The following is a 10,729-nucleotide window of genomic DNA, read 5'->3' as shown; positions in this document are numbered from 1 at the left end:
CCACGCAGACCGAATCGACTTTCCCGTTTTGGATATAGAGTTTCAGTTTTTTAGTCCCGCTCAAGGTTTCAATCGAAATCCGATCCTTAACGATGATCTCGTTGTCGTACAGATATTTCCCAATGCATGTCAGTGCATTGCCGCTCATTTTGCTCTCGCTGCCATCTAGATTGAACATCTGCATCCTCGCATCAGCTTTGTCGGACGGACAGATCAGCACAATCCCATCCCCGCCGATACCGTAGTGCCTGTCGGATAAATAAACACTCAGGGATTCGGGACTGACAATCTGCTGATTGAAGCAGTTGAAATAAATATAATCGTTACCGCAGGACTGCATTTTCGTAAAGGTAAGTCGACGCCGTTCGCTGCGCATATGGTTGATGTCCACAAGCTCCGTGTTGTTCTGGGAATATCGGCTCTTCAGACTGTTGGCTAAGGCGTTGGCCGTATCCAGTGAAGTCAGACACGGAATCGCTGTTTCGACCGCTTTACGGCGGATTTTGACACTGTCCAGACCGGGCAGCCTGCCTTTGGCGGAAGTCGAGATAATATAATGGATCTTGCCGCTTTCCAGCAGCGTTTGGATATTGTCATGCTCTGATTCATGAATCTTCTTGACCGAAATCACCCGCAGACCGGCCTGTTCCAGCACTTTAGCCGTTCCGCCGGTCGCATAGAGCTTAAAGCCCAGCTCGCTGTATTTCCTGGCGATATCAACCATCTCCGGCTTATCGCTGTTGCGAACCGTAATTAAAACGCCACCCTGCTTTACCATCTTGTACCCGGCAGCCACCAGTCCCTTATAAAGCGCCTCCGCGAGGGATTTGCCAATGCCCAGCACCTCGCCCGTCGACTTCATCTCCGGACCCAGCTGCACATCGACATCAATCAGTTTTTCAAACGAAAACACCGGAACCTTGACCGCGACATAAGGCGGGGTTTTATACAGCCCTGTGCCAAAGCCCATATCGGTCAGTTTTTCGCCAAGCATCGCCCGGGTCGCGAGGTCAACCATCGGCACACCGGTTACTTTGCTGATATACGGGATCGTCCTTGAGGAACGCGGGTTCACTTCAATGACGTAGATTTCTCCGGCATGAACGACATACTGAATATTGACCAGCCCCTGGGTGTTTAAGGCCAGGGCCAGTTTTCTGGAATAGTCAATGACCCGTTCCGTCAGCTCTCCGCTTAAGTTCCAGGCGGGATAGACCGCAATCGAATCGCCGGAATGGATACCGGCCCGCTCAATATGCTCCATAATACCAGGGATCAGAATCTCTTCACCGTCACAGATCGCATCGACCTCGATTTCAATACCTGACAGGTATTTATCGATCAGAACGGGATTTTCAATGTTGTAAGTCAGAATAATGTCCATGTATTCACAGATATCCTGGTCACTAAACGCAATAATCATATTCTGGCCACCCAGAACATAGGAAGGCCGCATCAGGACTGGATATCCTAGCTTATTCGCCGCCTGCAGCGCTTCATCAGTGTTCATCACAGTATGTCCCTGAGGCCGTTTTATGGAGAGCCTTTCCAACAAAGCGTCAAACCGTTCCCTGTCCTCGGCCGCATCAATGCTGTCAGCCGATGTGCCCAGAATCTGTATCCCCTGGGCTTCCAGGAACTTCGTCAGCTTAATAGCCGTTTGTCCCCCAAAAGCTACGACGACGCCATAGGGCTGCTCCGTCTGAATCACATTCATGACGTCCTCATTGGTCAGCGGTTCAAAATACAGGCGGTCGGCCGTGTCAAAGTCGGTCGAGACAGTTTCCGGGTTATTGTTGACGATCACGACCTCATAGCCTGCTTTTTTCAGCGCCCAGACACAATGTACGGAAGCATAGTCAAACTCGATCCCCTGACCGATTCGAATCGGTCCGGATCCAAAGACAATAATTGTCTTCTTGCTGCTGTTCCTGGCTTTAATAAACTGTTCAGCCTCATTGGCTTCATCATACGTCGCGTAAAAATACGGAGTCTCTGCCTCAAATTCGGCTGCACAGGTATCGACCATTTTGTAGGAAGCCCAGAGTTTCTGATAGATTCCCTGCGTAATCCCCTGTTCAATATTGCACCCTGAAAGCCGTTCAATCACTTTATCAGGATACCCGAGTTTCTTGGCCTCTTCGTACAGCTCCTGTGTTAGAGGTCCGGCGGCAAGCTCTTTTTCCAAAGCTGTAAGGTGAGCCAGTTTGTATAAGAACCAGAGGTCAATCCGAGTGATTTCATGAATTGATTCGCAGGAAATGCCCCTCTGCAGCGCTTCAAATATCACAAAAAGCCGTTCATCGTTACACACCGCAATCAGCTGTTCAATCTCGGCATCCGTCAGTTTCTTGAGTTTGGGCAGGTTCAAGCTGTCCAGGGAAATCTCCGCTCCCCTGACCGCTTTCATAATGGCCTGCTCAAAGCTCACGCCGATGGCCATCACTTCACCGGTTGCTTTCATCTGCGTACCCAGCGTGCGTTTCGCGTAAACAAATTTATCAAACGGCCACTTGGGCAGTTTCACCACGACATAATCCAGTGCCGGTTCAAAACATGCATAGGTCTTCCCAGTAACGGCGTTTTTAATCTCATCGAGCGTATAGCCGACCGCAATTTTCGCGGCGACTTTAGCAATCGGATACCCCGTCGCCTTCGAGGCCAGAGCTGAGGAACGGGATACCCTCGGGTTCACCTCAATGACGGCATAGTCAAAGCTGTCCGGATGCAGCGCAAACTGGCAGTTGCAGCCGCCTTCCACTTCCAGGGCTGTAATAATATTCAGCGCAGCCGAACGCAGCATTTGATATTCTTTGTCCGAAAGCGTAACGGCCGGCGCGATAACGATGCTATCCCCGGTATGCACCCCGACCGGATCGAAATTCTCCATACTGCAGACGGTAATAACATTCCCCGCCCGATCCCGCATCACTTCAAACTCAATCTCTTTCCACCCGGAAATACATTTTTCAATTAGGACCTGGGTAATCGGTGAAAGCCTCAGACCGTTGGCCGCAATTTCCTGCAGCTCGGTTTCATTATAGGCAATCCCCCCGCCTGTTCCGCCCAGCGTAAAGGCCGGCCGGACAATGACCGGATAGGAGATCTCCTCCGCAAAGGCGAGGGCAGCAGGGACATCCGTCACGACCAGAGAAGGGATGACAGGCTCGCTGATCGCTGCCATGGTATCCTTAAACATCTGCCGGTCTTCAGCTTTATCGATAGTTACCGGATTTGCGCCTAACAGCTTGACACCTTGCTTTTCTAGAAATCCTTCTTTGGCAAGCTGCATGGAAAGTGTCAGGCCGGTCTGACCTCCTAACGTAGATAAAATGCTGTCCGGTCTTTCCTTGATGATGATTCTTTTGATGGTCTCCAGCGTTAACGGCTCGATGTAAATTTGATCGGCCATTGCGTTATCCGTCATGATCGTAGCTGGATTGGAGTTGATCAGAACGACTTCCAGCCCCTCTTCTTTCAAGGCCCTGCACGCCTGGGTCCCCGCGTAATCAAATTCAGCAGCCTGCCCGATGACGATCGGACCTGAGCCAATGACCAGTACTTTTTTTATTGTTTTATTTAACGGCATGTTGAACAGTCCTTCCTCATCAAATCAATAAATTGATCAAATAAATAGCTGGTATCCAAGGGTCCTGCCGAAGCTTCCGGATGAAACTGCGCCGAAAAAGCAGGCATATTCAGATACTCAATTCCTTCGCAAGTCCCGTCATTGGCATTCTGGAAACACATGCGGGCATGAGCAGGAAGGCTGTTGGCAACAACCGCATAGCCATGGTTCTGGCTTGTAATGTAAACCCTGCCGGTTTTCAAATCCTTCACCGGCTGATTGGCGCCCCGGTGCCCGTATTTCAGCTTGGACGTTTCGGCACCCTGCGCCAGGGCCAGCAGCTGATGTCCGAGACATATCCCGAAGATCGGCAGACCGGAGGCAGAAAGTTTCTTCAGCTCTGCGATAATTCCCTTATTGTCGGCCGGATCTCCCGGTCCGTTGGAAAGCATGATCCCGTCCGGGTGTAGAGCCAGGATACTTTCGGTGGATGTCTCAGCAGGCACCGTGATAACCTCACAGCCGCGTTTGATGAGCTCACGCCGGATATTTTCCTTCGCTCCAAAATCCCACAGGACCACCCGGTATTTGTCGGTTACTTCTTTGGCGACTACTGTCGCTACATCTCTAGATGTGGCAACGTCAACGGGCTTACCTATGTCTCTGGTTGGGACTATTTCAATGGATGAGATGCTCTTCCGGGTTACATCGGTGTTCTCGGTCGGTATTGTTTCCCTGCAGGAAACTGTCTGGACCGCGTCCGTAATTTTATAGGCATTGATTTCAGCCAGATCTTTTTCAAGATTGTCCAGGGTTGCGGTGATTTTGGCGTTCATTACGCCGACCTCGCGGATAATCTTGGTGAGTTCCCGGGTGTCAACCCCATAGACCCCGACAATATTCTGTGCTCTTAAAAAAGCGTCAAGCTCACCTTCACAGCGAAAGTTGGAAGGAACTTGACACCACTCCCGGACAACATAGGCTTTCAATTTCGGGGAATCACTTTCAAAATCAGCCGGAATAATCCCATAATTCCCGATCAAAGGAAACGTCTGAACCACAATCTGCCCGAAATAGCTCGGGTCAGTCAGGGTTTCTAAATATCCGGTCATTGCAGTAGTAAAGACAATCTCACCGACTGCCTCTCCTGCTGCCCCGAAAGGCTTCCCTTTAAAAACCTGGCCATTGGCCAGGATCATATACACATTCTGCTGCACGCGGATCCCTCCGTTGTTCTTATTTCGATCGGCTGATCATCAGCCTGTTTGCCGTCGCTAAGTAAAATGATCTGAAGAGTAAAATCGATGGAATAGAATTCCCCAAATAGCATTATATCACGGGAATCGCTGAAGATAAAATTTCTAAACGCGGCCCTTTCATGAATACTGTATTCTCTTGGTGCCGGAATCGAATACCAAGCTTTTTATAGCAACATAAAATTGAGGATATTTTTGTAACCTCTTGTCCACAGAACGACATATGATGTTATTGAAAAAAATTGGAGGTAGAATAAATTTATGATACCACCTTTTATCACCTATTCGACATTTCACAGACTGGGATTAAATGCCAGAAATTTAAACTCCCTTTTCAATACCACAGATGATTTTGAACTCCATATCATTGACAGCAATTCGCAGGACGGAACATGGGATTATATTCAAAGTCTTAACGACAACCGCATCAAATCTAAAACAAGACTGCCCGTAAATTATGGTCCCATTTACGCGCTTAATTACAATCTGGCCCGCAGAAAACCAGACCAGTATTTTATTGTCCTCGAAAGTGATGTGTATTTTTATGTCCCGGATTGGATAAGCCGGTTTATGAAAGTATTTAGAACTTTCCCGGAGGTAGGGCTGCTGGGGTTGTCCAAGGCCCACCCGTATCCAGCCTATTATCCGGAGGTTTCCCTTCAAGAGAGAAGCGGTGTAAGCTACCTGCAGTTAATGCATACTGAGGTCGGTAATGTCCTTGATTTTGTACCCGGGCAATGCCAGATCCTAAAACCGGAGCTTATTAACCTTATCGGCTATTGGTCCGAGGAAAACGGCTACGGGGATGCCGAACTGTCGCTCAGAATTAATAAATATACACCGTTTAAAGCAGGATATGCAATCGACATCCCGATCGATATGCTCCAGACTGTACCTTGTGCGACCTGTGAGGGCAGCCGATGGTGCATCTGCAATAGAATAAATCCTACCTGCTTTGACCTCAGAAATACCAAGCATAAGAATGAATCCTTTGTCTTGACCCACGGATGGAAATACCTTGAATGCTTTAAAGAACTTCGTGAAGGTAAGCGAACAGTATACTGCGCATCAATTCATGATCCGGAATCCTACAAGAATCACCTTTACCATATGGATTGGGCCCTGGAGAATTTCAACTTCTATGTAAGTAATGCCAACTAGTAGATTGATTCGTAAATCCGGCGCTTCACACTCCATGCTCCGCTCAATGCTGGCTATCCATTACAGAGACTTGGTCTGGAGCTAATGAAATCAACGTTACTCTAGAGAAATAGAAATTAAAAAAGCATTGCTAAGAATAATGTTAAGAAGAATGAAAGGACAAAAATTAATGAATACAATCAATCAAAAAAAAATAGCAATTCTCGATGACTATTTTCCTAATCTGACGACGGGTTTTAGGATATCCGAATTTAATTACTATTTGGAGAAGTATCCGAACTGTGAAGTGTATGCGACCAGATATGACATGCATCATCATGAATATGCTGCCGTATATCCGCAGTATAAGGATAAAGTAAAGCCGTTTACCCAGTTTGACTGGACCGGTCAGTCTTACGCGCTGTATTATATGGTATTTTTAAGTAACGCTGCTGCTTTTCATTTTGTCTATGAAATGTTTAACACGCCGTTTATATTTGAACTCTATCCCGGAGGGGGATTTTGGATCAATGATGACGAAATTGATGCCAGGCTGATCAAAGTCCTGCAATCCCCTCTTTTGAGAAAAGTCATTGTTACGCAGAAGAGGACGTACGACTATATTACCAGCCACAGTTTTGTTACGCCGGACAAGATTGCCTATATTTATGGGATGGTGACGTATCCGGAGTATTTCCACACGACCGTACCCAAGCGATTCTACGGAAAAGATAAAAATACGCTCGACATCTGCTTTGTGGCTCACAAATATATGCCAACGGGAATGGATAAGGGGTATCCCATTTTTATTGAGATGTGCAAAAAGCTCGCTTTAGTAACAGAGGATATCAGGTTTCATGTCGTTGGCAATTTTGACCGGGATGAAATTGATGTCAGTGAGTTGGGCAGCCGGATCGCATTTTATGGTCTTAGAGATAAAAGCTTTTTCCCGCAATTCTTTTCCGGAATGGACATGATCGTTTCACCGAATCTTCCTTTTGTCCTGATACCGGGTAAGAACTTTGACGGCTTCCCTACAGGCTGCTGCATCGATGCTGCTTTGCACAACGTTGCTGTTTTCTGTACCGACGAACTGAACATGAACGAACATTTTGAACACAAAAAGGACCTTTTTATTATCCCCGCCGATGCCGGCAAGATTGCTGACAGTATTATGGAATATTACCAAAGCCCCGAAAAGTTATACAGCATGTCGACGTGCGGGCAGGCAAAATTCAGAGAGATCTTTGACTTTGAAAAACAAATGAGAGACAGAGTATCCGTCATAGAACAATACGCGTAATCGAATAATTGAATAATCAGATAAATATCGAATAGAATCATTTCATTAGGGAGCCGCCAATGACAAAGCCGGATGGAATATCCATTATTACCTGTACTCACTTCCCTTTTTACCTGGACAATATCTTCGCGAATTATGCCAGACAAACCTACCCTGTCAAGGAACTTATTATCATCCTGAATGGTCCCGGTATTAATCTCTCCGATTTTTACAAGAGGGCGGAATTGTATCCTCATGTAAGGATCATTCAGCTACCTGAAAGCTGCTCGGCAGGAACGTGTTTAAATTATGCTGTCGGGCAGACCCAATATCCCTACATCGCTAATTTTGATCATGACGATTATTATGGTCCTGAATACTTGAACGATTTTATGAAAATAGCGCCTTCCAGCGAGGCGGGTGTTTTCGGAAAGAAAACGCACTTCGTCTTTTTTGAAGAGCAAAAAATCCTGGCGCTTTTGCATCCTGGCAGAGAAAACAGCTATGTTGACTATCTTATCGGCTGTACCCTTTTTATGAAGAAGAATATTTTTGAAAAAGTACAGTTTATTGATGCCAATATTGCGGATGAACAATTTGGGGCAGACTGTACCAAAAACGGCATCAAAATTTATGCGATTGATAAATACAATTTTGCTTATATTCGCCGAAATGATCTCAGCCTGCATACCTACAAATTAGATAATCAGCAATTAATGGAACAATATTGTGAGGTTGTCGCACAGGTTTCTGACTTTAAGCCCTGGGTATTAGGGTCATTTACTTTTCATGCTTGTTGATTATCTGAGCCGGTTCTTGCTGCTGGTCGTCACGAGCTCCACCCTGAAGCCTTTGCGGCTTTGCCGGACTGTCGCAGCCATAAATCCGAAGAAGATGAGTGACCATAGCCCGCCGGTCAACAGAATTCCGAGTAACATCCGGAACAGAACGGGCCAAAACAACGGACGGCTGAGAAAATACAACCCGCTAAGTAGTCCTGACTGTACATTCCATTCGAAGGTGACCGATGGAAGCATCCGAAGCGCTGAGACCAATTCGGCAGGAGGGAATAAATAGCATAGACTTAAACCTAAAATAAGGATGAAACAAAAATTGATCAGATACATCATTAGCGAAGCACTTGGCGATATCCGCATTTGTGGTTTGTCCGGATTATAGCGGCAGTTCTTGATGGAATAATACAGCCCAATGGCACTGGAACCCAGGCTTAAGAAAATCGCCGCCAGTGCCAGGATAAGCGTTAGGCTCGTTGAAACTCCGACTGCCAATGAAGTGCCAACCAGAAGAGCCTCCATCAATAGTAACGTGGGAAGCACGGCTGCAGTTAATTTCCCCCAGACGACAGGCCACCCTGCCAGGGGCACACTATTTAGCAGCCAGTCGGACTCTCCTTCCCTGCCAAACGCCTGCAAGGCCAAATTGCCGCTGAACATAATCGTGTACATGATAAGAACCATTACCAAACTGGATACACTCGATGCCGAAGCATTGAACAGAAACTGAACCACAAAGAAGGCCATAATGATCAGAGGGATCAAATAGCTAAACCATTCTCTGGTATCCCTTTTCAAGGTTAGCAAATCTTTTTTGGCCACTGCCCACATGCCTGCCCACGTCGAGGCCGGCAAGACTACTGCTTCCTGCTCCTGGCCAACAGTCCCGAAGAAAATCTTTTCCTGTTGGCGGTTCGTCGTATCAACGCTGGAAACTGAACGTTTTTTGCGCCGTCTTCCGCCATCTCCCTGGCTGATGGAAATGAAGCCCTGCCGGAATCCCCGTTCCAAAAGAATCAAGGCAATCAAAAAAAGAAACGCACTGAAAATAAGGATCAGGAGGCTCCATCCCAGCCCCGTGGCAAAGCTGTCGGTTATTCCGCTGGTTAAAGCAAGTGAACCCCATCCCCACGGGAAAAAATTCATGACGTGAATCAGCTGCTCTTTGCCTGCCAGCATGGTCCCAATATCCAAGTTACCTTGGCTTCCCAGCATCATTCCCGGAATCTGAAACACTAACGCGATCAAGACACCTGCCAGCCCTCCCATGAGTCCGACGGCTTCTTTGCTCCTGTGAGGCGGAACAATACGCATGACCAAAAGGTTCAGCAGTTCGGCCAGGGCTGTCCCGCTAAGCCATAAACCGCAGCCTGACAGGAAAACAAGAAGATAATAGGATGCTTTGGCCTCAAAAAGCAGACCGCAGAACACCCCCGGCAAAAAAACAAACAAGAACGCAACTAAAAGATTGCTCACAAGTACAGAGACTGTTTTTACGGCAAAAACGACCCGGAGAGGAACCGGTGCCATGAAAAGAAGTTCCAAATCTTCGGACATATACAGCGCTGCAAAAGCTGCCGTAAGACCAAAGAATATCTGGCTGGCCAGTCCCACCAGAAAGAACAAGGAGAGAAAACCCTGAACGGTCTCAGGCTGCATTGATTTCAACATTCCATAGGATATGGCCCCCATGGAAATCAGAAAACTCAAAAACACAATCATCAGGATACCCATTCCGATGAAAGTTCTCTTTCGTTGATGTTTCAGCGTGTTAAGTGTCACCCGCAGCTGATTTGTTAGCAGCAGGACAAAATCCTGAACAAACGACTTTTCCGCAGGCGGGGTATCCAGAGGCGGCGGTATGATCATTTTCACCGTTTATTCCTCCTCCAGGCTTTTGATTAATTCAGCATTCTCACGGACTCCGGTAAGTTCCAGGAAAATATCTTCCAGGCTTTCCCCACCGTGCCCAACTTTTTGCCGGAGTTCTTCAGGGCTGCCCTGCGCAATCAGCATGCCATCTTTCAGAATACCGACCCGATGGCACATTCTCTCGGCAATCTCAAGAATATGGGTCGAAACAAATACCGCAGCACCCTGCCGGGCCATCTCCTGAAGAATATCTTTGAGGAGGCGTGCGCTGGCCGGGTCAAGACCCACAGTCGGCTCATCCAAAAGAATCACCTTAGGCTGATGAATTAAGGCCCCCGCCAGAACAACCTTTTGTCTCATACCGTGAGAGTAACCCTCCAATAGCTCATCTGCACGCTCCATGAGACCGAACATTCCTAAGAGCTGCTCAGCCCGCTCTTTGGCAATGCCTTTTGGGACTCGGTATAGGGCTGAAATAAGGTGCAAAAATTCACGGGCTGACAGTTTGTTATACAATTTTGGCTGGTCCGGTACATAAGCCATTAAGGCTTTGGCCTGAGTGGGCTGCCTGCGGATATCGTAATCACAGATGGATATCTCCCCCTCGCTGGGATCCAGCAATCCAGTAAGCATTTTAATCGTTGTTGTTTTACCGGCACCGTTCGGTCCCAAGAAACCGAAAATCTCTCCGCTTCTTACCTCCAGGTTTAGATCGTTGACAACCGGCACTGAACCATACCTTTTGGTTAAACGATTTGTTCTGATCAAGACCCTTTCCATTGCGTACCTCCTGCTAACTTTTTGGCTTAAGACCTAT

Annotated in this window: 7 protein-coding genes; 3 read left to right on the top strand and 4 right to left on the bottom strand. The window is 47.3% G+C overall.

The window, feature by feature from the left end; translation table 11 throughout:
- On the bottom strand, positions 1–3,589 hold a 3,589-nt coding region (carB, locus tag NC238_13000; protein MCM1566832.1), incomplete at its 3' end, for a carbamoyl-phosphate synthase large subunit.
- Complete coding sequence (locus NC238_12995) at positions 3,580–4,785, bottom strand: carbamoyl phosphate synthase small subunit (protein ID MCM1566831.1); 1,206 nt, start codon at positions 4,783–4,785, stop codon at positions 3,580–3,582. The genes carB and NC238_12995, both read right to left, overlap by 10 nt.
- Before the next feature lie 300 nt (positions 4,786–5,085).
- Here NC238_12995 and NC238_12990 point away from each other — a divergent pair, with 300 nt between their 5' ends.
- The 3 genes from NC238_12990 (at position 5,086) to NC238_12980 (ending at position 8,046) form a co-directional block, all read left to right on the top strand.
- Positions 5,086–5,985 (top strand): glycosyltransferase family 2 protein, encoded by a 900-nt coding sequence (locus tag NC238_12990; protein MCM1566830.1) that lies wholly within the window; start codon positions 5,086–5,088, stop codon positions 5,983–5,985.
- Positions 5,986–6,154: 169 nt separating this feature from the next.
- Positions 6,155–7,267 (top strand): LPS biosynthesis protein RfbU, encoded by a 1,113-nt coding sequence (locus tag NC238_12985; protein MCM1566829.1) that lies wholly within the window; start codon positions 6,155–6,157, stop codon positions 7,265–7,267.
- A 59-nt stretch (positions 7,268–7,326) separates the two neighbouring features.
- Positions 7,327–8,046: a glycosyltransferase gene (locus tag NC238_12980; protein ID MCM1566828.1), complete on the top strand. Its 720-nt coding sequence runs from the start codon at positions 7,327–7,329 to the stop codon at positions 8,044–8,046.
- Here the strand turns inward: NC238_12980 and NC238_12975 are convergent, their stop codons facing one another.
- Together NC238_12975 and NC238_12970 are read right to left on the bottom strand one after the other, a co-directional pair.
- On the bottom strand, positions 8,047–9,915 hold the full coding sequence (locus NC238_12975; GenBank protein MCM1566827.1) for a hypothetical protein: 1,869 nt from the start codon (positions 9,913–9,915) through the stop codon (positions 8,047–8,049).
- 3 nt (positions 9,916–9,918) lie between these two features.
- A complete protein-coding gene (locus NC238_12970) occupies positions 9,919–10,692 on the bottom strand; it encodes an ABC transporter ATP-binding protein (GenBank protein MCM1566826.1) in 774 nt (257 codons plus the stop codon).
- Between the last annotated feature and the right edge of the window lie 37 nt (positions 10,693–10,729).

Origin of the sequence: Dehalobacter sp. (genome assembly GCA_023667845.1) — a bacterium.
Classification (GTDB): Bacteria; Bacillota; Desulfitobacteriia; order Desulfitobacteriales; family Syntrophobotulaceae; genus Dehalobacter.
This window is presented reverse-complemented; position numbering and strand designations above follow the sequence as displayed.

Coding starts and splice junctions, on each gene's coding strand:
- NC238_12970 (MCM1566826.1), bottom strand. CDS start 10,692: ATGGAAAGGGTCTTGATCAGAACAAATCGTTTAACCAAAAGGTATGGT.
- NC238_12980 (MCM1566828.1), top strand. CDS start 7,327: ATGACAAAGCCGGATGGAATATCCATTATTACCTGTACTCACTTCCCT.
- NC238_12990 (MCM1566830.1), top strand. CDS start 5,086: ATGATACCACCTTTTATCACCTATTCGACATTTCACAGACTGGGATTA.
- NC238_12985 (MCM1566829.1), top strand. CDS start 6,155: ATGAATACAATCAATCAAAAAAAAATAGCAATTCTCGATGACTATTTT.